At 74.6% G+C, this 20,502-nt stretch carries 20 protein-coding genes; 8 read left to right on the top strand and 12 right to left on the bottom strand.

Annotated features, from left to right (window positions below; all coding sequences use genetic code 11):
* Positions 1-122: 122 nt before the first annotated feature.
* From OG598_RS02310 to OG598_RS02270, 9 genes are all read right to left on the bottom strand, one after another.
* The gene (locus OG598_RS02310; RefSeq protein WP_030334542.1) at positions 123-521 is read right to left on the bottom strand and encodes a DUF3040 domain-containing protein; all 399 of its coding nucleotides are present in this window, start codon (positions 519-521) and stop codon (positions 123-125) included.
* Between the two features lie 116 nt (positions 522-637).
* The gene (locus OG598_RS02305) at positions 638-1,897 is read right to left on the bottom strand and encodes a DNA polymerase IV (RefSeq protein WP_328652826.1); all 1,260 of its coding nucleotides are present in this window, start codon (positions 1,895-1,897) and stop codon (positions 638-640) included.
* A 63-nt stretch (positions 1,898-1,960) separates the two neighbouring features.
* The gene (locus OG598_RS02300) at positions 1,961-3,133 is read right to left on the bottom strand and encodes an alkaline phosphatase family protein (protein ID WP_328652825.1); all 1,173 of its coding nucleotides are present in this window, start codon (positions 3,131-3,133) and stop codon (positions 1,961-1,963) included.
* On the bottom strand, positions 3,130-3,897 hold the full coding sequence (locus OG598_RS02295; protein ID WP_328652824.1) for a methyltransferase domain-containing protein: 768 nt from the start codon (positions 3,895-3,897) through the stop codon (positions 3,130-3,132). The genes OG598_RS02300 and OG598_RS02295 overlap by 4 nt, the downstream gene beginning before the upstream one ends.
* Before the next feature lie 74 nt (positions 3,898-3,971).
* The gene (locus OG598_RS02290; protein ID WP_167492956.1) at positions 3,972-4,148 is read right to left on the bottom strand and encodes a hypothetical protein; all 177 of its coding nucleotides are present in this window, start codon (positions 4,146-4,148) and stop codon (positions 3,972-3,974) included.
* A 93-nt stretch (positions 4,149-4,241) separates the two neighbouring features.
* Complete coding sequence (locus OG598_RS02285) at positions 4,242-7,628, bottom strand: error-prone DNA polymerase (protein ID WP_328652823.1); 3,387 nt, start codon at positions 7,626-7,628, stop codon at positions 4,242-4,244.
* 33 nt (positions 7,629-7,661) lie between these two features.
* On the bottom strand, positions 7,662-9,275 hold the full coding sequence (locus OG598_RS02280) for a DNA polymerase Y family protein (RefSeq protein ID WP_328652822.1): 1,614 nt from the start codon (positions 9,273-9,275) through the stop codon (positions 7,662-7,664).
* Positions 9,272-9,997 carry a hypothetical protein gene (locus tag OG598_RS02275; RefSeq protein ID WP_328652821.1) on the bottom strand — a complete coding sequence of 242 codons (726 nt, stop codon included), beginning with the start codon at positions 9,995-9,997 and terminating at the stop codon, positions 9,272-9,274. Before OG598_RS02275 ends, OG598_RS02280 begins: the two co-directional genes overlap by 4 nt.
* A gap of 102 nt (positions 9,998-10,099) precedes the next feature.
* Positions 10,100-10,549: an SAV_6107 family HEPN domain-containing protein gene (locus OG598_RS02270; protein ID WP_007463070.1), complete on the bottom strand. Its 450-nt coding sequence runs from the start codon at positions 10,547-10,549 to the stop codon at positions 10,100-10,102.
* 444 nt (positions 10,550-10,993) lie between these two features.
* On the opposite strand from OG598_RS02270, the gene OG598_RS02265 reads away from it, so the two are divergent.
* From OG598_RS02265 to OG598_RS02240, 6 genes are read left to right on the top strand one after another with little or no spacing between them, the layout of a single operon-like run.
* Entirely contained in the window at positions 10,994-11,482 is a 489-nt protein-coding gene (locus tag OG598_RS02265; protein WP_328652820.1) for a YbaK/EbsC family protein, read from the top strand.
* On the top strand, positions 11,479-12,249 hold the full coding sequence (locus OG598_RS02260; protein ID WP_328652819.1) for a monooxygenase: 771 nt from the start codon (positions 11,479-11,481) through the stop codon (positions 12,247-12,249). Before OG598_RS02265 ends, OG598_RS02260 begins: the two co-directional genes overlap by 4 nt.
* The gene (locus OG598_RS02255; protein WP_091407634.1) at positions 12,246-12,797 is read left to right on the top strand and encodes a GNAT family N-acetyltransferase; all 552 of its coding nucleotides are present in this window, start codon (positions 12,246-12,248) and stop codon (positions 12,795-12,797) included. Before OG598_RS02260 ends, OG598_RS02255 begins: the two co-directional genes overlap by 4 nt.
* A complete protein-coding gene (locus tag OG598_RS02250) occupies positions 12,794-13,672 on the top strand; it encodes a carotenoid biosynthesis protein (protein ID WP_328652818.1) in 879 nt (292 codons plus the stop codon). The genes OG598_RS02255 and OG598_RS02250 overlap by 4 nt, the downstream gene beginning before the upstream one ends.
* A complete protein-coding gene (locus OG598_RS02245) occupies positions 13,669-14,796 on the top strand; it encodes a glycosyltransferase (RefSeq protein ID WP_328652817.1) in 1,128 nt (375 codons plus the stop codon). The genes OG598_RS02250 and OG598_RS02245 overlap by 4 nt, the downstream gene beginning before the upstream one ends.
* An 11-nt stretch (positions 14,797-14,807) precedes the next feature.
* Complete coding sequence (locus OG598_RS02240) at positions 14,808-16,295, top strand: phytoene desaturase family protein (RefSeq protein WP_328652816.1); 1,488 nt, start codon at positions 14,808-14,810, stop codon at positions 16,293-16,295.
* Between the two features lie 100 nt (positions 16,296-16,395).
* On the opposite strand, the gene OG598_RS02235 is transcribed toward OG598_RS02240, so the two are convergent.
* Positions 16,396-17,085: a CDP-alcohol phosphatidyltransferase family protein gene (locus tag OG598_RS02235; protein WP_112582773.1), complete on the bottom strand. Its 690-nt coding sequence runs from the start codon at positions 17,083-17,085 to the stop codon at positions 16,396-16,398.
* A gap of 44 nt (positions 17,086-17,129) precedes the next feature.
* Entirely contained in the window at positions 17,130-18,047 is a 918-nt protein-coding gene (metF, locus tag OG598_RS02230; RefSeq protein WP_328652815.1) for a methylenetetrahydrofolate reductase [NAD(P)H], read from the bottom strand.
* A gap of 396 nt (positions 18,048-18,443) precedes the next feature.
* On the opposite strand from metF, the gene OG598_RS02225 reads away from it, so the two are divergent.
* Together OG598_RS02225 and OG598_RS02220 are read left to right on the top strand one after the other, a co-directional pair.
* Positions 18,444-18,833 carry a helix-turn-helix domain-containing protein gene (locus OG598_RS02225; protein WP_328652814.1) on the top strand — a complete coding sequence of 130 codons (390 nt, stop codon included), beginning with the start codon at positions 18,444-18,446 and terminating at the stop codon, positions 18,831-18,833.
* A gap of 9 nt (positions 18,834-18,842) precedes the next feature.
* Positions 18,843-19,925, top strand: coding sequence for a polyprenyl synthetase family protein (locus OG598_RS02220; RefSeq protein WP_328652813.1), 1,083 nt, complete (start codon positions 18,843-18,845; stop codon positions 19,923-19,925).
* A 118-nt stretch (positions 19,926-20,043) separates the two neighbouring features.
* On the opposite strand, the gene OG598_RS02215 is transcribed toward OG598_RS02220, so the two are convergent.
* Complete coding sequence (locus OG598_RS02215; RefSeq protein ID WP_328652812.1) at positions 20,044-20,433, bottom strand: Rv2175c family DNA-binding protein; 390 nt, start codon at positions 20,431-20,433, stop codon at positions 20,044-20,046.
* Between the last annotated feature and the right edge of the window lie 69 nt (positions 20,434-20,502).

The following is a 20,502-nucleotide window of genomic DNA, read 5'->3' as shown; positions in this document are numbered from 1 at the left end:
CGGGGGAACCTGCGGAGAGTGGGCAGCGGTAGAGGGCGCGCGGATACGACGGAGGTCGCCGGGGGCTCGTGCCCGGCGACCGCTCGTCGCGGCGTACGGCCCGCCTCAGCGGCGGGACCGGCTCAGCGGTGCCCCTCCGGGCGCTGCCGCCACCTGTCCTCCATGCGGTCCAGGATTGACGACCGGCGACCGGATCGGCCACCGCGGGGACGACGACGACTCGTCGTGCCGCCCACCACGTGCAGGTCGGGTGACTGCGCCCGCCGGTGCGACTGCACCGCGAACGCGGCCGACGCCAGCATGACGACGAAGCCCGCCACCGCCAGTGGTGGAGTCTTGATCACCGCGCCATAGACCAGTAGAGCCAAGCCAGCGATGATGACGCCGGCGGCGACGAGCAGGCGACGCCGCGCATGGAAGCGCGGATCGCTGGCGCGCACGGCCGAGGCGAATTTGGGGTCCTCGGCAAGCGACCGCTCGATCTGCTCGAACAGCCGCTGCTCGTGCTCCGAGAGCGGCACGGCACTCCTCCCCGGTCACGTTGGTCGGGCCCACTCGGGCCGACAGACCGTGGCAGCCAACCGGCTGCTTACCCGCAAGTCTACGAGGGGGGTCGCGCGTCGGAAAGCGGGACGACCTATGGGCGGGGTGGATTTTCGTTTCGACGGGGATCACGGTCGCCCATCAGACTGGCCGGACCTATGACGGACCGCCCGAAACGGGCAGCGGCGGCGTCCGCGGCAGCTTCCGCTTCGCGCCAGCCACGCTCGGGCGCGCCGAGGGTGAGTTGCCGGTGAGCGCCCTGCGCCGGGGCGAGCCCTTCCACCCGGACACCGACGAGTCGGATCCGCTCGGCCGGGTCCAATGCGGTGTAGAGCGCCCAGACCGTGTCGAACATCTCGCGGGCGGTGTCGGTGGGAACGTCGAGGGTGCGAGATCGGCTGACGGTGCGGAAGTCGGCCAGTCGGACCTTGAGGGAGACGGTGCGCCCGACCTGCTCGGAGCCACGCAACCGGACACCGACCTTCGCGCTGAGCGCGAGCAACGCACGGCGGATCTCCAACGGGTCGGCCACGTCGACGTCGAAGGTCACCTCGGCGCCGATCGACTTGTCGACGTGCTCGGGGCTGACCCCGCGCGGGTCGCGGCCCCAGGCCAACTCGTGCAGGTGCGACGCCGAGGCGGCACCGACGGCCCGGCGGAGCATGCCCACCGGGGCCTCGGCGAGGTCGCCGACGGTGGTCAGGCCGAGCCGGCGTAGCGCCTCGGCAGCGCGCTCCCCCACCCCCCACAGGGCGTCCACCGGCAGCGGGTGCAGGAAGTCGAGCACCTGCCCCGGTGGCACGACCAGCAGGCCGTCCGGCTTGGCCCGGGTGGAACCCAGCTTGGCCACGAACTTGGTCGGCGCCACCCCGACCGAGCAGGTCAGCGCCTGCTCTTCGGCGACCCGGCGACGGATCAGCCGGGCGATGGTGGCCGGGGAGCCGAAAAGCCGACGGGCGCCTGTCACGTCGAGGAACGCCTCGTCGAGGGAGAGCGGCTCGACCAGCGGCGTCACGTCCCGGAAGATCTGCATGACGGCTCGGGAGGCGGCCGTGTAGGCGGAAAAATCCGGTGGCAGGTAGACCGCGTGGGGGCAGCGGGCCCGGGCCTGACTGGTCGGCATCGCGCTGCGGACGCCGTACCGGCGGGCCTCGTAGCTGGCCGAGCTGACCACCCCGCGCGGGCCGACACCGCCGACGACCACCGGCCGGCCGCGCAGCTCGGGTCGACGGCGCACCTCGACGGCGGCGAAGAAGGCGTCCATGTCGACGTGCAGGATCGGGCTGGCGGAGTCGTCGGCGTCCGGCCCGAAGCGCGGATCGTCGCCCCGGGGCAACGACTGGCTGCGGCCCATCCCGGCAGGTTAACCCGGGGGTACGACACCACCATCGGCCGGCGGGCCGAACCGTCCCCCGGATCAGCCCCGGACGACCAGCAGCGGCACTGTCAGCTCCACGGCGGTGTCCGACCCGTGGTAGGCCACCAACTTCGACGCCATCGGCCGTTCGGTGCGACTGGCCATGACCGCGTACGTGTCGTTGCAGATCACCACCACGTCGCCGATCCGGCCCAGGTGCTCCTCGGGCACCGCCCCGAACCAGCCGGTGGACACCACCTCGTCGCGGATGCGTACCCGGGCCGTGGCGCCCAGCACCTCCGACCAGGCGGCCCGCACGTCGTCGACCGCGCCCGGCTCGACGTGCAGGTAACGCACCCGGGCCTCGCCGGCCACCAGCCGCACGCCGGCGCGCAGTCGCGGATCGGTGTCCAGGTCGAAGCGGTGCGCGGCAGGGATGTCGAGCTGCCCGTGGTCGGCGGTCACCAGCAGCGCCGCGTCCGGCGGCAGCCCGTCGACCAGTCGGGCGACCAGGGCGTCCACCTCGGTGGCGGCGACCTGCCAGGGCGCCGAGTCGACGCCGCTGAGGTGGCCGTGCCGGTCCAGGTCGGCGTGGTAGCCGGAGACCAGAGTGGGCCCGGCCCCGGCGGACAGCGCGGCCAGCATGGCGGTGGCCACCGCGTCCCCGCCGGCGGCGCCCCGGAAGTCGCCACCCCGGTTGGCGGCCACCGTCAACCCACTGCCGCCGAACTCCGGACGGCTCACCACGCTCGTCGTCACCCCGGCCTCGCGGGCCCGCTCCAACTGGGTGGGCACCGGCTGCCAGCGCAGCGGCGACGGATCCGCGGCCCAGTCGGTGTGGGTGAGCACCCGATCGGTGCCGGGCACCCGCACCGTGAAGCCGAGCACCCCGTGTGCGCCCGGCGCGACACCGGTGCCCAGCGACACCAGGCTGGTCGGGGTGGTGGACGGGAAACCGGCGATGAGCGGCCGGGCCACCGTCGCGGCGAGCCCGGCGAGGGTCGGCGCGTACGGCGCCGCGGTCGGCAGCTGGTACCAGCCGAGCCCGTCGACGAGCAGCACGGCGATCCGGCGTACCCCGGCCAGCGCGGGCACCAGCCCGAGCGGGTCGGTCGAACCGGGCACCCCGAGCACTGCCAGCGCGCTGGGCAGCACGTCGGCGAGGCGGCCACCGCCGTGCTCCGGCCCGAGGATCTCCAGCGGCGCCGGCCGGCCACCGGCCTCGGCGATCATGCCGGCCGGCGGGCGAACAGGTGCAGTTGGGCGGCCAGGTCCCGGTACGGCGGTTGGGCGGCCAGCGCACGTTCCAACTCGACCACCGCGGCGGACTGACCGTCGGCGACCGCGGCCGGCAGCAGGTCGGCCAGCACGCGTACCCCGTGGATCTCCTCGACCACCAGCCCGGCGGCGCCGAGCAGCGCGGCGGCGCCCGGGGCGTCGTAGCGTCGGCGCAGCGTGTCCCGCGGCCCGGCGGTGCCGGCCGGATCGGCGGCCAGGGTGGTCGCGACGTCCAGGTGCCCGTTCATCGCGCGGCCCAGCACGGCGGCGGCCCGACCGGCCACCAGCACACTGGCCGCGCCACCCGGGCGCAGCGCGGTGGCCAGCGCGGCCACCACCGGCGTCGGGTCGTCCACCACCTCCAGGACGGCGTGGCAGAGCACCAGGTCGACGCCGGCCGGCTCGACCAGCCCCGCGAGGGCGTCACCGTCGCCCTGCACGGCGGCGATCCGGTCGGCCACCCCGGCCTCGGCGGCGCGGCGGGTGAGCGCGGCGAGCGCGTCGGGGCTGGCGTCGACGACGGTGACCCGATGCCCGGCGCGGGCCAGCGGAACGGCGAAACCGCCGGTGCCACCGCCCACGTCCAGCACTGTGAGCTCGGCGTCGCCGCGCCGGTCCAGCTCGGCGCGGAGCACCGACCAGATCACGGCGGTACGGGGTGTCAGCGGCGGCTCGGCGAACCGGCCTCGGGTCTGCTCCACCCGGTCGAGCCTAGTCACCCGGCCCGGTGGCGGTACGGGCGTGTGGCGGGGGCGCCCACCACACGCCGATCGGTGCGTGGTGCGGCGGCCGGTCAGGCCTCGGTGCCCTCGGCCTCGTCCTCCGCCCGGGACCGGCGCTCGTTGGCCACCGGACCGTTTGTCACCTCGTACTCGCGGGGGTCGGCGAGGTGCGACGGCACCCAGCCGGTGCCCAGTCGGGTCCGCCGGGCGTTGGCGATTCCACCGGTGTACGCGTGATTTCCCGTCACTGTCGTTCCCCCTCACGGATCACGGGCCGCTCTGCCCGCTCGGAACGAGTCTCCCGCTCGACGGCCCGGGAAACCGTAATGTGGATCACTGAATCAGCGGAAGTCACGGGAGGCCGGACTCACCGGTGGCTCGATGGCGTCCAGCCGGTCGGCGACCAGGTTGGTCACCCCCTCGTGCCGCTGCAACCGCCCCCGGACCACCAGCGCGGCGCTGGTCCGCGCCACCCGCCGGTAGCGCTGCCACAGCCCCGGTGAACAGGTGACGTTGAGCATCCCCGTCTCGTCCTCCAGGTTGAGGAAGGTGACCCCGCCCGCGGTCGCCGGGCGTTGCCGGTGGGTGACGATGCCACCGACCCGGATCCGCTGCCCCGGCTCCACCCGGCCGAGCCGGGCGATCGGCACCGCGCCGAGCACGTCGAGCTGACCCCGGATGAACCGGGCGGGGTGACTCTCCGGCGACAACCCGGTGGCCCACACGTCGGCGATCAGCCGGTCCACCGCCTCCATCCCGGGCAGCGTGGGCGCCGCCGCGCCGGTCACCGTGCCGGGCAGCCGACCCGGCCGGTCCTGGGCCGCCGCGCCGGCGGCCCACAGCGCCTGCCGCCGGGTCAGCCCGAAACAGGCGAAGGCGTCCGCGGTGGCCAACGCCTCCAACTGCGCGGCGGTGAGACCGAGCCGCCGGGCCACATCCGGCATGTCCCGGTACGGCCCACCGGCGACCCGTTCGGCCTCGATCCGTTCGGCCACGTCGGCGCCGAGGGTCCGTACGCTGGACAGGCCGAGCCGGACCGCGGGACCGTCCAGCCCCCAGGCGTGCGGCGGCTCCCCCGGCCCGCTGCCCCACCGGGTCTCCGGGGTGGAATCCAGCACCGCCAGAGCCCCGCTGGCGTTGATGTCCGGACGACGGACCTCCACCCCGTGCCGGCGGGCGTCGTCGACCAGGGTCTGCGGCGAGTAGAAACCCATCGGCTGGGCGTTGAGCAGCGCGGCCAGGAACGGCGCCGGGTGGTAACGCTTGAGCCAGGAGCTGGCGTAGACCAGGTAGGCGAAGCTCATCGCGTGGCTCTCCGGGAAGCCGTAGCTGGCGAACGCGGTGAGCTTGCGGTAGACGTCGTCGGCCAGCTCACCGGTGATGCCCCGCTCGGCCATCCCGGCGTAGAGCCGGTCGGCGATCCGGGTCATCCGCTCGACCGACCGTTTGGCACCCATCGCCCGGCGCAACTGGTCGGCCTCGGCCGCGTCGAAGCCGGCCAGGTCGATGGCGAGCTGCATCAGCTGCTCCTGGAACAACGGCACACCCAGGGTCTTCTCCAGGGCGTTGCGCATCAGCGGGTGCGCGAAGGTCACCGGCTCCTGGCCGTTCTTGCGGCGGATGAACGGGTGCACCGAACCGCCCTGGATCGGGCCGGGGCGGATCAGCGCCACCTCGACCACCAGGTCGTAGAACTCGCGGGGCTTGAGTCGGGGCAGGGTGGCCATCTGGGCCCGGCTCTCCACCTGGAACACCCCGACCGAGTCGGCCCGGCAGAGCATGTCGTAGACCTCCGGGTCGTCCAGGGTCATGTCGCCCAGGTCGAGCCGGGACCCGATCATGTCGTAGCCGTAGTGCAGGGCGGAGAGCATGCCCAGGCCGAGCAGGTCGAACTTGACCAGGCCCACAGCGGCGCAGTCGTCCTTGTCCCACTGGAGGACGCTGCGCCCGGGCATCCGCCCCCACTCCACCGGGCAGACCTCGATCACCGGCCGGTCACAGATCACCATGCCGCCGGAGTGGATGCCCAGGTGCCGCGGGAACGTCTGCAACTCGTTGGCGTACTCCACCACCTGCTCGGGGATGTTCTCGACATCGACGGTGGCGACCGAGCCCCACCTGTCGATCTGCTTGCTCCAGGCGTCCTGCTGCCCCGGCGAGTAGCCGAACGCCTTGGCCACGTCCCGCACTGCCGACCGGGGCCGGTAGGAGATGACGTTGGCGACCTGGGCGGCGTGCTCCCGGCCGTAACGGGTGTAGACGTGCTGGATCACCTCCTCCCGACGGTCGGACTCGATGTCCACGTCGATGTCGGGTGGACCGTCCCGTTCCGGGGCGAGGAACCGCTCGAAGAGCAGTTGGTGCCGGACCGCGTCCACATTGGTGATCCGCAACGCGTAGCAGACCGCCGAGTTGGCCGCCGACCCCCGACCCTGGCAGTAGATGTCCTGGTCACGGCAGAACGTGACGATGTCGTAGACCACCAGGAAGTAGCCCGGGAAACCCAGCTCCTCGATCATGTTCAGTTCGTGGTCGAGTTGCGCGTACGCCGTCGGGTGCGCCTGCGGCGGCCCGTAGCGCTCGTGCGCCCCGTCAGCTGTCAGCTTTCGCAACCAGCTCATCTCCGTGTGCCCCGGCGGCACCGGGTACGCCGGTAGCTGCGGCGCGACGAGCTGGAGGTCGAAGGCCAACTCGGCGCCGAACTCGGCGGCCCGCGCCACCGCACCCGGGTACGCGGCGAACCGGGCCGCCATCTCCGCGCCGCTGCGCAGGTGGGCGGTGGCCGCCGCGGGCAACCAGCCGTCGATCTCGTCCAGGCTGCGGCGGGCCCGGACCGCGGCGACGGTGGTGGCCAGCCGATGCCGGCCGGGGCTGGCGTAGTGCACGTTGTTGCTGGCCACCGTCGGCAACCCGGCCGCGGCGGCCAGCTCGGCGAGCGCGTCGTTACGGTCGGCGTCGATGGGATGGCCGTGGTCGGTCAGCTCCACTGCCACCGTCTCCGCGCCGAAGAGCGCGGTCAGCCGGTCCAACTCGCGGGCCGCCGCGTCCACCCCCTCGGTGAGCAGCGCCCCCGGCACATGCCCCTTGCGGCAGCCGGTCAGCACCAGCACATGGTCACGCAGCTCGGCGGCGACCTCCTCCAGGTCCCCGTAGTCCGGGCGGCCCTTCTCCCCGCCGCGCAGCTGGGCACGGGCGATGGTGGTGGCCAGCCGGGCGTACCCCTCGTGGCCGTGCGCGAGCACCAGCAGGTGCGCGCCGTGCGGGTCGGGTTCGCCGTTCTGCGGACCGGGCAGGCCGAGGGACAGCTCCGCACCGAAGATGGTCGGCAGGCCCAGCGTACGAGCCGCCTCGGCGAAGCGGACCACCCCGTAGAAGCCGTCGTGGTCGGTGACGGCGAGCGCGGTGAGCCCCAGCCGGGCCGCCTCCTCGGCCAGCTCCTCCGGGTGGCTGGCGCCGTCGAGGAAGCTGAAGTTGGTGTGCGCGTGCAGCTCCGCGTAGGGCACCACGCCGTCGGGGCGGGTCAGCTCCGGTGGCTGGTACTGCTCGCGGCGGCGGCTCCAGGCCGGGGAGTCGCCACCATCGGCGTCCACGGCGAGCGGATCCACCACGTGCAGGTGCCGATCCTCGCGCGACCGCCCGCCGCCCGACCGGCCGGAGCCGCCGCCGGCCCGCCCGGAGAGCACCCGCTCCAGCTCCGACCAGGGCATCTTCGGGTTGTGGAAGCTCATCGGGCATCCGCCTCCGACCTGGGTCGCACCGGCTCAGTCATAGATCGCCTCCACCAACCACTGCCCGGCCTCCACGGCCAGCAGCAGGGCGGCACCGTCGGCAAGGCTGACCTGGAACCGGGCCCGGCGGCGGGCCTCGACCGGCGCCCACCACCGCTCGTCCACCGGCCACGGGCCGGCCCAGCCCACGATCTCCGCCGGCTGGCCGGTGCCGACCGCCAGCCGAGCGGGTGGGGCGCTCACCGCCAACCGCGCGCTGATCACCACCGGCTCGCCGGCGGCGTCGTGCACCGTCGCCGCGAGCGGGTTGGGCAGCACCACCGCCGGCGCGGGCGCCGGCAGCCGGCCCGGCCACGGTGGAGCCCCGGCTGCACCCCGGCCGGTGGCCGGGTCGGCGCCGGCATCGGCTGGCGGGCCAGGACGGGCGGGGACGCGTTCGTCGCCCCACGGCACCAGTCGCACCTGGTCGGCCGGGGAGCGCCCACCACCGAGCACCGCGGTGACCACCGCTTCCGGACCGAGGATGCCCTGCACCCGGCTCAACGCCCGGTGCGCGCGTTCCCGCTCCTCGCCGGTCTCCCCCCAGAGGCCGGCCTGCAGACCGGCCTGGGCGATCACCCCGTCCGGGATCAGTCGCAGCCGGATGATGCCGGCCGTCGGTCGGGCCGGCCGGGCACCGGCGCGGCCGTTGCTGCCGGAGAGCCACCCGTCGAGCTGCCAGCGCACCCGGTCGGCGATGGCCGCTGCGGTGAGCAGGCCATCGTGCCGCCACACCCGGTGCAGCTCCTGCCCGTGCTCGGTGACCGCCTCGATGCCGAGCCGGGTGCAGGCCAGCCCGTGCCCGGCCAGCCGTTCGTGCAGCCGCTCGGCCAACGCCCGGGCCACGAACGCCGCCGCGTCGACCCGGTCGATCGGCTCGTCGTGCTCGGCGGTCACCGTCAGGTCGGCCGGCGGCTGCCGGACGGCGAGTGGGCGGTGGTCCCGCCCGGCGGCCAGCCGGTGGGCCAGCGCACCGTCGAACCCGAACCGGGCCAGCACGTCGCCGGCCGGCAGGGCGGCGAAGTCGCCGAGGGTGCGTACCCCCAGCCGACGCAGCAGGTCGGCCAGCGCCGACCGGCCGAGCGCCTCGACCGGCAACCCGGCCAGAAACTCCGGTGTCCCACCCGGTGCCACCACTCGGCCAGCGCGAGCGGCCAACCCGGCCGCGAACACCCCGTCGGCGATGCCTACCTGGCTCTCCACCAGGCACGACTGCGCCACGTGCTCGATGATCCGCTCAGCGGCCGCCTCCTCGCCGCCGAGGTAGCGACCCGGCCCCCGGGCGGCCACCGCACAGGCGCCCGGACGGACCACCTCGACGCCGGCGACCAACTCCTCCACCGCGGCGACCACCGGCTCGAACGCCCGGGCGTCCCGGCCGGGGTCGTACTCCACGACGGTGAGCTGCGGGCAGCGCCCCTGCGCCTCCCGCTTGCGCAGCCCTCGACGCACCCCCTCGGCGCGGGCCCGCTCGGAGCAGGCGACCACCCGATTGGCGTGCAGCACGGCGACCGGGCCGGTCGCCGGCACCCCGTCGACGATCTCGGCGGCGAGCACCGGCCAGTCCGGGCACCACAGCAGCAGGGTGCGTGCCGGCGCGCCGGTCACCCCCGACCGACCAGCGCGAGTGGCGCGGCCGATCGGCCCACGGGCGACGGCAGCGTACGAGGGATCACCCGGGTCAGCTCGTCACCCGGGAGCCAGACCTTGATCTCCTTGGGTCGGGCGGCCGCCCCGCGCCCGCGCGCCGAGACGGTGATCTCCCGGCGGCGCAACCGCCCCCGGCCCAGCCCGAGCCCCTCCCAGACTCCCCGGACCACCTGCAGCGTCACGTCCGCGCCGTCCCACCGGCCGTACGGGACGAGCACGCTGCCGCGCTGCCGGGCCCGGGCTGCCAACCGGGTGGCGACCGAGGCGGAGACCGAGGCCGGCACCGTGGTGACCACGACGTCCACCCCGTCGATCAGCGCGGCGACCACCGTGGCCCACTCGGGGCCGGGGTTCGGCACCAGGGCCAGCCGGTCCAGGGCGATACCCAGCTCAGCCGCCGCGCCCGCGCCGAACGTCGGCACCCCGACCACGGCGCACCACGAGCCGGCCCGGGACGCCTCGGCGAGCAGGGCCAGCATCAGCGAGGTGCCACCGCTGCGGCGGGGCTGGCCGGCGGCGACCGCTATGGTGCTGCCCCGGCGCAGGCCCCGGTTGGGCAGCAGACCGGTCAGCTCGGACACCACCGGCAACACCCGGTGGCCACCGACCGGGTCGGGCGCGCTCGCCGGGCGCACCAGATCGGCCAGCGCAGCGGAACCGACCACCATCCGGCCCGCCATTGGACCAACTCCCCCGTCGTTGCTGTGGATCAGATCAGGACCGGCACGCCGTGCCACCGGCCGCCCGGCTCCCCCCACGGGGCGGCCGGTGGCACGGCGGGATCAGGCGGCGAGGCCGTCCAGGGCCGGTTGGTGGGCCACGCCGAGCGCGGTTTCCACAACCGTGACGAACTGTTCGGCAGCGCGGAGCAGATCGTCGGCCTCCCGGGCGCTGACCACCCGGGGGATGCCGGCCTCGGCGGCGGCGCGCTTGCTGGCCCCCGCGGCGAAGAACCGGGACCACTCGTCGAGCTCCGGGGCGACGGCGCAGAGGAGGACCCAGACGCTGGTGATCCGGTTGCGTCGACTCGGCGCGGGTCGGGCCCGGGCGGCGAGCAGGGCGGCCGCCGCGCGCAGGGCGGCCAGGTGGGCAGCCGCGTAGCGCAGACCGTCAGGTCGGGTCTGGCCGGCCTCGACCAGCCCACGGCGGGCCAACGTGAGGAGTTGGGCGGGGGTGCGGTGCGGCAGCACGTGCGCCGGCACCGTCGGTGCCTGAGCCGGGTTGGTCGGCATGGATGTCTCTCCTCCACGTGGCCGAGACGTCACTACGGCGGCTGATGCCGCCGACGAGACGCCGAGGTCGGGTGGTGCGGAGGAAGACGCACCGGGTGTGGCCGGCCGGGTGTGGATGCTTCCCCACACCACACCCGGCCGGCGGACCGGCGGGTGCGTCGCCCGCCGCCCGGGGGTCGTGGGCGGCGGGCAACGCTCCTGCCTGTTGGGACCAGGCTCGCGACTGCCCGGAAACCCAGGTGCGGCCCGCGGAGCCGCACCGCCCGGAGGTGGCGCCGCGAAACGCCGCGCTCCGGCTGGTTGGAACGGGCGTTCGAGGCAATCGAACACTCGTTCTAACTGCTGCTGACAGTACACCTCCCCTCCGACGAAAATGCAACGTGTGACGCGCCGAGCGCGCCGGCCGGCTGAACCGGCCACCAGCGGACCGGGAAGAATGGCGGGATGCAGCCACACCCGAACGTACGGGCGGTGCAGGACGCGCTCACCGCCGCCGGCACGCTCGACGGTGCCGGTGAGCCCAGCACGGTCCGTCTGCTGCCCGACGCGGTGCACACCGCCGCGGCGGCCGCCGAGGCGCTCGACGTCGAGGTCGGCCAGATCGCCAACTCACTGATCTTCGACGCGGACGACACGCCGCTGCTCGTCCTCACCTCCGGCGCACACCGGGTCGACACCGCCGGCCTGGCGGCATCGATCGGCGTCACCCGACTGCGCCGGGCCACCCCGGAGTTCGTCCGGGCCCACACCGGGCAGCCGATCGGCGGGGTCGCCCCAATCGGGCACCCGCACCCGCTGCGCACCCTGGTGGACACGGCGCTGGCGGCGTACCCGGAGATCTGGGCCGCGGGTGGCGTACCCCAGGCGGTCTTCCCGACCACCTACCCCGAGCTGTTGCGGGTCACCGCCGGCACCCCGGCCGAGGTGGCGTGAGCGAGCGCACCAGCAGGCCCAGCGGCGACGCCAGCGCGGCTCCGGAGCTGGTCACGCTGCACGTGTGGCGGACCTCCCCCGGCACGCTGCCCCGGGCGCTGACCCGGATGGCGGTGGACCCCCGCCGGTTGCGGGCCCTCCCCGGCGTTCGGTTCGGCAAGCTGCTGGGCACCGGGACCGGCACCGACTTCGGGCCACGGGACGCCGACCTGACCCGGTGGGCGGCGCTGACCGCCTGGGACTCTCCCGCCGCGGCGGCCGGCTTCGACGACTCGCCGGTCGGGCGGGCCTGGGCGCGCATCGCCCACGCCCAGGCGCGCATCGACCTGCGCCCGCTGACCAGCCGGGGCGAGTGGTCCGGCCAGCGGCCGTTCGGCGACCCGTCGGGCGGCCGGGTCACCGGCCCGGTGCTGGCACTGACCCGGGCCCGGCTGCGGGCCCGCCGGGCGGCCACCTTCTGGCGGGCGATCCCGCCGGTGGCCGCCGCCCTGCGCGACGCGCCCGGGCTGCTGGCCCGGTTCGGGGTCGGAGAGGCCCCGTTGGGTTGGCAGGGCACGGTGAGCGTGTGGCGCGACCCGACGGACCTGGTGGCGTTCGCGTACCGTCACCCGGAGCATCGGGCGGCGATCATGCGAACCCCCACCGCGGGCTGGTACGCCGAGGAGCTGTTCGCCCGGTTCGAGGTGCGCGACGTGGTCGGCGACCGGTCGGTGCTCGGATGGGTCGCCGACGGCGGCCCGGAAACGGTGAAGGGTGGACGGGCATGAGGTTGGTGCGCTGGACGCCGGACGATCTCGTCCGGCGGCTGGACGACGTGGTGGCCGTCTACGGCGAGGCGATGGGATACCGCACCGACCTGCTGGAGGCCCGGCGCGGTTACATCGCCACCCACGTACGCCGGCCGGGTTTCCGGGCGGTCGCCAGCCTCACCAGTGAGGGTCACCTCGCCGGCTTCGGCTACGGCTACCTGGGCGCCTCCGGTCAGTGGTGGCACGACCAGGTGCACCGCGCGCTGGACGCCCCGACCCGCACGCGCTGGCTCACCCACTGCTTCGAGGTGGTCGAGCTGCACGTCCGGCCACCGGCGCAGGGGCACGGCCTGGGCGCCGGTCAGCTGCGCGCGCTGCTCGGCATGGCGGAGGGCGACACAGTGCTGCTGTCCACCCCGGAGGCCGACGAGCAGACCTCGCGGGCCTGGCGGTTGTACCGACGGTTCGGCTTCGTCGACGTGCTGCGTGACTTCCACTTCCCCGGCGACGAGCGACCGTTCGGCGTACTCGGTCGGGATCTGCCGCTCGAGCCACCGGCATCATGACCCGGCGGATCTCCTGGACGCTGCTCGCCGTCCTGGTGCTCGCCCAGATCTGCTACCCGCTCACCACCGGCGCCACCCGGGCCGGGCTCACAGTGGCCACCGTCGTCCTCGGTTGGCTGCTCTCGGTCGGCCACGCGCTGCTCAGCCGGGGCCCACGGGTGGCGGCGGCGCTGGTCGCGGTGGCCACCGGCGGCGGGTTCGCGATCGAGGCGGTCGGGGTGGCCACCGGTGTGCCGTTCGGCAGCTACGACTACTCCGGAGAGCTGGGCCCCAAGCTGGCCGGCGTGCCACTGATCATTCCGTTGGCCTGGACCTGGATGGCCTGGCCGGCCTGGCTGGCAGCGGTCCGACTGACCGGCGGCACTGCCGCAACGGCCGACGGCGGCGGGTCGACAGCCGGCGGCAGCGGGTCGACGGTGGGGCAATGGGTGGGGCGGATCGCGCTGGCCACAGTGGGGCTGGCCGCCTGGGACCTCTTCCTCGACCCGCAGATGGTGGCCGAGGGCTACTGGGTCTGGCGCGACGCCACCCCGGCCCTGCCCGGCCTGGCCGGCATCCCGGTCAGCAACTACCTGGGCTGGCTGCTCTTCGCGGTGCTGATGATGAGCGCGCTGCGCCCGCTGGCCGGGCCGGCCGCCGAGCACACCGATCGGCGGGACCACCCGATGCTCGCGCTCTACCTGTGGACGTACTTCTCCAGCATCCTGGCCCACGCCGTCTTCCTCGACCTGCCCGCCTCGGCGCTCTGGGGCGCCGCCGGCATGTCGGTGACCGCCGTCCCCCTGGCAGTGACCCTCCTGCGGGCCCGCCGGGGCGGTGACTCCGGGCGGGAGGCCCACCAGCCACACCGCCCCGGCGTCGACGCGACCCGATGATCGCCCTGCTCGCCCTGCTCGTCGCCGTCGCCGCGTTGACCGGGCACACCTGGCTCAACGCCACCCGGTGGCTGCGCCGACCCACCGACCGGCCCGACGACGTCGACGAGCCGGTCACCGTGCTGCTGCCGCTGCGCGACGAGGCCACCCGGGTCACACCCTGCCTGCGCGCCCTGCTGGCCCAGCGCGGCGTACCCGGGCTGCGCGTCGTGGTCCTCGACGACGGGTCCACCGACGGCACCGCCGACGTGGTCCGCGCGGTGGCCGGCGACGACCCCCGGGTCACGCTGCTCACCGGGGTCGCCCCACCGCCGGGCTGGCTGGGCAAGCCGCACGCCTGCTGGCAGTTGGCCACCCGGGCCGACCCGGACGCCACCGCGCTGGTCTTCGTCGACGCCGACGTGGTGCTCGCCCCGCACGCCGTGGCCACTGCCGTCACCGAGTTGCGCGCCGCCCGGGCGACCCTGCTGTCGCCGTACCCCCGGATCGTGGTGGCGACGGCCGGCGACCGGTTGGTGCAGCCGCTGTTGCAGTGGCTCTGGCTGACCTTCCTGCCGCTGCGCGCGATGGAGCGCTCGTCGCGGCCGTCGCTGGCCGCGGCGGGCGGGCAGTTCCTGGTGGTGGACCGGGCCGGCTACACCGCCGCCGGCGGGCACGCCGCGGTCGCCGACAAGATCCTGGAGGACGTCGAGCTGGCCCGGGCGGTCAAGCGGGCCGGTGGGCGGATCGCCCTGGCCGACGGCTCCCGGCTGGCCACCTGCCGGATGTACGACGACTGGCCGCAACTGCGCGACGGGTACTCGAAGTCGCTCTGGGCGTCGTTCGGGCACCCGAGCGCGGCGGCGGCCGTGGTGGCGGCGCTGCTGCTGCTCTACACCGCCCCACCGCTGATCGCGCTGACGGGTGCGGCGGCCGGCGCGCCGAGGGTGGCCGCCGTGGGCCTGGCCGCGTACGTGCTCGGGGTGGCCGGACGGGTGCTCACCGCCCGCGCGACCGGTGGCCGGTGGTGGCCCGACGCGCTCGCACACCCCGTGTCGGTCGTGGTCCTCGGTTGGCTGACCCTGCGGTCGTACCATCTGCGAAAGCGACGCCGCCTGACCTGGCGGGGCCGCCCGGTCAGCTAGGGAGGCGCGGCATGGCGCGGATCGTGGTCGTCGGCGCCGGGGTGGGTGGCCTCGCCACCGCCGCCCGGCTGGCCGCTACCGGGCACCAGGTGACCGTCTTCGAGCGGTCCGACACGGTCGGCGGCAAGCTCGGCCGGTACACGCACGACACCCCTGCCGGGTCCTTCCACTTCGACACCGGGCCGAGCCTGCTCACCCTGCCCGAGGTCTTCCACGACCTGTTCGAGGCGACCGGGGCGAAGCTCGACGAATACCTGGACCTGGTTCCGCTGGACCCGATCGTCCGACACGTCTTTCCCGACGGTGGCCCGACCCTGGACTCGTGCGCCGACCCGGCGGAGTTCACCGCCCGGATCGGGGCCGCGTTCGGTGACCGGGCGGCAGCCGACTGGCAGCGGCTGTGGCGGCGGGCGGCGCGGGTGTGGCAGGCCTCCTCACGGGACATCCTGCGTCGTACCGTGGACTCTCCCCGCGACCTCGCGTCGCTGGCCTGGCGGGTCGGCGACCTGGCCGCCATCGCCCCGGGTCGCAGTCTGCGTGGCCTGGGCCGTCGGCACCTGTCCGACCCGCGGCTGCGGATGATGCTGGACCGGTACGCCACCTACACCGGCGCCGACCCACGTCGGGCACCGGCCGCGCTGGTAGCGGTCCCCTACGCCGAGCTGGCCTTCGGCGGCTGGTACCTGCGCGGTGGGCTGGGCACGCTCGCCGACGCGCTGCTGACCCGCTGCCTGGACCTCGGCGTGGTCGTGCAGACCGACGCCACCGTCACCCGGATCGACGCCACCGGCGGCCGGGTGCACGGGGTACGCCTCGCCGGCGTCACCACCCCGGTGCCCGCCGACGTGGTGGTGGCCAACGTGGACGCGCTCACCGTCTACCGTGACCTGCTGCCGCACCCGCGTCGACTGGCCGCGCTGACCGACCGCAGCCTCGCCGGCTTCGTGCTGCTGCTCGGCGTCTCCGGCAGCACCGGGCTGGCCCACCACAACGTCTTCTTCCCGGACGACTACGACGCCGAGTTCGACGCGGTCTTCGGTGACCCCGGGCGCGGTGTACGGGCCCGGCCGGCGGCCGACCCGGCGGTGTTCGTCACCGTGGCCGACGATCCGATGGTCCGCCCAGCCGGACACGAGGCGTGGTTCGTGCTGGTCAACGCCGCCCGGCAGGGCACCGCGGCCGGCGCTGTCGACTGGCGACGCCCGGGGCTGGCCGACGCGTACGCCGACCGGATCCTGGACGTGCTGGCGCGGCGCGGCGTGGACGTGCGCGATCGGCTGCTGTTCCGCGAGATCCGCACCCCGGCCGACCTGGACGTGGCGACCGGCGCGCCAGGTGGCTCGATCTACGGCACCGCCGGTGGGCTGCTCCGCCCGGCCAACCGGGGCCCGGCGAACGGGCTGTGGCTGGTGGGTGGCTCCACCCACCCGGGCGGCGGGTTGCCGATGGTGACCCTCTCCGCGCAGATCGTCGCCGACGAGATCGGCCCCGCCTGGTAGAACCGGCCTGCTCCAGCCGGCGTCTGTCCCGGTCGGCGTCTGTTCCGGTCGACGTCTGTTCCGGTCGACGTCTGTTCCGGTCGACGTCGGGCTGGCCCGCTCAGTCGGCGTCGAGCAGGGCGCGGCGGATGCTGGAGAGCAGTTGCCCCAGGCCGAAACCGGCCAGCAGCACCCAGACCGCTGTCGCCATGGTGATGGTGCCAGCGGCCAGGTCCGGCTCGATCAGCCCGGCCAGCCCGGCGACCAGCAAGCCGGCCAGCGCCACCGAGACCCGGGTGGGACGTTCGCCCACTGTCACTGCGCCGATCTCCCGCATGCCGGCGGCGACCGCCCGCGCCCGGACGTACTCGTGCAACCAGGACAGCGCGCCGCCCGCGACGACCAGCCCACCCGGCGCGCCCACCAGCCAGAACGCCAGCAGCCACGCCACCTCACCGAGCCGGTCGGCGACCGAGTCGTAGACGTAGCCGAGCCGGGTGGTGCGGCCGGTGGCGACCGCCACCGCACCGTCCACGCTGTCCGCCACGGCGGCGAGCAGCACGAACAGCGCGCCGAGGAACGGCCCGTCGCCCGGCCGGCCCACCAGCAACGGTACGCAGAAGCAGAGCAGCACCCCGGCCACGGTGACCGCGGTGGGGCTGACCCGCAGCCGACCCAGCACATATCCGACGTGGTACGCGAATCGCAGCCAGGCGCGCACCACCGGCGCGGCGACCCGAGGGTCGAACCCGCCGTGCAGCCGCGCCCACGCCGTGGCGTACTGATCCCAGTTCAGCTGTGTGCCCACCACGGATCAACCGTCGTGCCGGGCAACAGGTGTCGCAGGCGCATCGTTCACACGCGGGCGCCGACCTTCAGGTTCTGCCAGACCTCGCGAGTCGCGGTGGACCTGTTGAGGGTGATGAAGTGGATTCCCGGCACGCCCTCGTCCAGCAGTCGGCGGCACATCTCGCTGGCCTGCTCGATGCCGAGCCGGCGGACGGCGTCCGGGTCGTCGGAGACGCGTTCGAAGCGGGCCGCCAACGCCGGTGGGAACGGCGCTCCGGACAGCTGCACGGACCGCTCGATGGTGCTGAACTGGGTCACCGGCATCACGCCCGCCAGGATCGGGGTGTCACAGCCGGCAGCGGCCACCCGGTCACGTAGCCGCAGGTAGTCGTCGGCGTCGAAGAACATCTGGGTGACCGCGAACTCCGCGCCGGCCCGACACTTGCGGACGAACTGGGCGGTGTCGCTGGCCACGTCGGGCGAGCGGGGGTGCTTGTACGGGAAGGCAGCCACGCCGACGCTGAAATCGCCGGCGTCGCGCACCAGCCGGACCAGGTCCTCGGCGTAGTCCACGCCCTCGGGGTGACGGATCCACTCACCGCCCGGGTTGCCCGGGGGGTCACCACGAACGGCAAGCACGTTGCGCACCCCCACCCCGGCGAGCCGGCCGACCACGTGCCGCAGCTCGGCGACGGAGTGGTTGACAGCGGTGAGGTGGGCCATCGGCAGCAGGGTGGTCTCGGTGGCGATCCGCTCGGTCACCGCCACTGTGGTGTCCCTGGTCGAGCCGCCGGCGCCGTACGTGATCGACACGAACGACGGCCGCAGGGACTCCAACTCGCGGATGGCCTGCCAGAGCAGCTGCTCCCCCGCCTCGGTCTTGGGCGGGAAGAACTCGAACGAGAAGGTCGGCTGGCGCTCACGGATGAGCTCCCCGATCGCCGGCTGCGGATTGGGGAGTGTCGAGGGAAGACCGAGCGCCACGACCCGACTCTAGCGGTCGATGGCACCAGGACCCAGGCCCTTCCCATCCAGCGGCAGGTGCCGCCCGGTCCGGTGGGTGGCTTCGCCCAGGTCTGCCGTGAGCCGGCGGGCGGTGTCGCCCAGCCTGCCGTGAGCCCGCGGACGGTGTCGCCCGGTCTGCCGTGAGCCGGCGGACGGTGTCGCCCGGCCTGCCGTGAGCCGGCGGGCGCTGCCGCACCGCGCCCCCCCGACCCGGCGACGGAAAGGCGTCGTACCTCCGAGGTAGGAAGGGACGGTGCGGGAGGGGCGGCGGGGGTGGCCCGGGCCCGCGCGGGGGTCAGCAACCGAGCGGTGACGCCGGTCTCGTCCGGTCGGGCGGGTGGGTCGTCACCGCACCGACGCCCGCCAGGAGGACAGATGATCTCGCCCGCATCGCCGCGCCCCGCGCAGCTCGGGCCGCTGCTGGCCCGATGCCGACTGGACCGGGGCTTGAGCCAGCAGCGAGCCGCCGCCGAGTTGTGCGCCGCCGCCGGGGTGCCGACGTTGAGTCGGCACGAGATTTCCCGGTGGGAACGACAGCGTCGCGTGCCGGGCGGGTTCTGGCTCGGCTGGCTCGCCGTCGTCCTGGACGTGCCGCTGGTGGTGCTCGCGGAGGCCGCCGCGACCACCCGTCGGGCCGGCTCGACGCGGGCCACCGGGCCGGGCCGCGTCGCGGCGGCCGGCGCGCGACCGGCCGGGCGGACGGGTCCCGGCCGCACCGGCGGGAGTACGCGTGGCGGTGGAGCACGAGCACTGACGACCGGCTAGCGTCGGGGCGTGACCCACGCTGCTCCCGTGTCCCCCGTCGACCGCGCCGGCCTGCGGCAGCGGGTCGACAAGGCTCTCACCGAGTTCCTGGCCGGTCAACGGGTCCGGCTCGCCGCCGTGGACGACGCGCTGGGTCCGGTGGCCGAGGCGATCGAGGCGTTCGTGCTCGGCGGCGGCAAGCGGCTGCGTCCCGCATTCGCGTACTGGGGGTTCCGGGGGGCCGGCGGGCTGGACGGCGACCAGGTGCTGACCGCCCTGGCCGCACTGGAGTTCGTCCAGGCCAGCGCCCTGATCCACGACGACCTGATGGACCGTTCCGACACCCGTCGCGGCGAGCCTGCTGTGCACCGACGGTTCGCCGCCCGGCACCGGGAGGCCGGCTGGGGCGGCGACCCGGACGGTTTCGGCGACGCCGCGGCCATCCTGCTCGGTGACCTGTGCCTGGTCTGGTCCGACGAGCTGCTGCACTCCGCCGGCCTGGACCTGTGGTCGTTGGCCCGGGCCCGGCCGGTCTTCGACGAGATGCGCACCGAGGTCACCGTCGGGCAGTACCTCGACGTGCTCACACAGGTCACCGGGGACACCTCGGTGGAGCGGGCCAGCAAGGTCGCCCGGTACAAGTCCGCGAAGTACACCGTCGAGCGTCCGATGCTGCTCGGCGCCGCGCTGGCCGACGCGCCGGAGGACGTGCGGACGGCCTACTCGGCGTACGGGCTGCCGCTGGGCGAGGCGTTCCAGCTCCGCGACGACGTGCTGGGGGTGTTCGGCGACCCGGCGCTGACCGGCAAACCGGCCGGGGACGATCTGCGCGAGGGCAAGCGCACCTACCTGGTGGCGGCGGCCGTGGAGGCCACCGACGACGCGGGCCGCGAGCTGCTGCTCGGCCGGCTCGGCGACCCGGAGCTGGACGAGCACGGGGTGGCCCGGCTCCGCGAGGTGATCTCGGGGAGCGGGGCGCTGGCCCGTACCGAACAGCGGATCGTCACACTCACCGACGCCGCCCTGGCCGCCCTGACCGCCGTCGATCTCGACACCGAGGCCCGTCAAGCCCTGGTAGACCTGGCCATAGCCGCAACCCGCCGCTCCGACTAACCCCCGCCCTGCCCCACCCCGCCCCGCACCCGGGTTGATCATGGGGTTGGCGACCTTCGCCTCGGCGTGTCACGCCGCCAACCTCATGATCAACTCGGGGGAAGCGGGGGTTGGAGGGTTAGAAGCCTTGGGCCTGGGCTCGACGTTTCACCTCGCGGGCCTGGTCGCCCGAGAGGGCGGCGGCCGGGGTGGCGCCGGGGAGGGTGTCGTCCGGCTCGTAGAGCCAGCGCAGGACGGCCTCGTCGTCGTAGCCGTTGTCGGCGAGCAGATTGAGCACGCCGGGCAGGTGCTTGAGCACGGTCTGGTTGGCAACCAGGTCCGCGGGGATCCGGCGGATGCCGTCGCGGCGGACCGCCAACAGCTCCCGGTCACGGATCATCTGGTGCACCTTGCTGATCGACACGTCGAGGCGTTCGGCGACGTCGGGCAGGGTCAACCAGTCGGCCGGGTCGGTGGGGCCGGCGAGTTCCAGGCCGGGCGCGGCCTGGTCGGGTACGGGTTCGGTCACCCGACCACCCTGCCACGCCGCCGCCGCGACGAGCCACCGGCACCCCGGGCGGCCCATCTGCGCCCTTTC

The sequence above is a fragment of the Micromonospora sp. NBC_00330 genome (assembly GCF_036136635.1).
Classification (GTDB): Bacteria; Actinomycetota; Actinomycetes; order Mycobacteriales; family Micromonosporaceae; genus Micromonospora; species Micromonospora salmantinae.
Note: the sequence above shows the minus strand (reverse complement) of the source record. Positions and strands in the feature narration are given on the sequence as shown.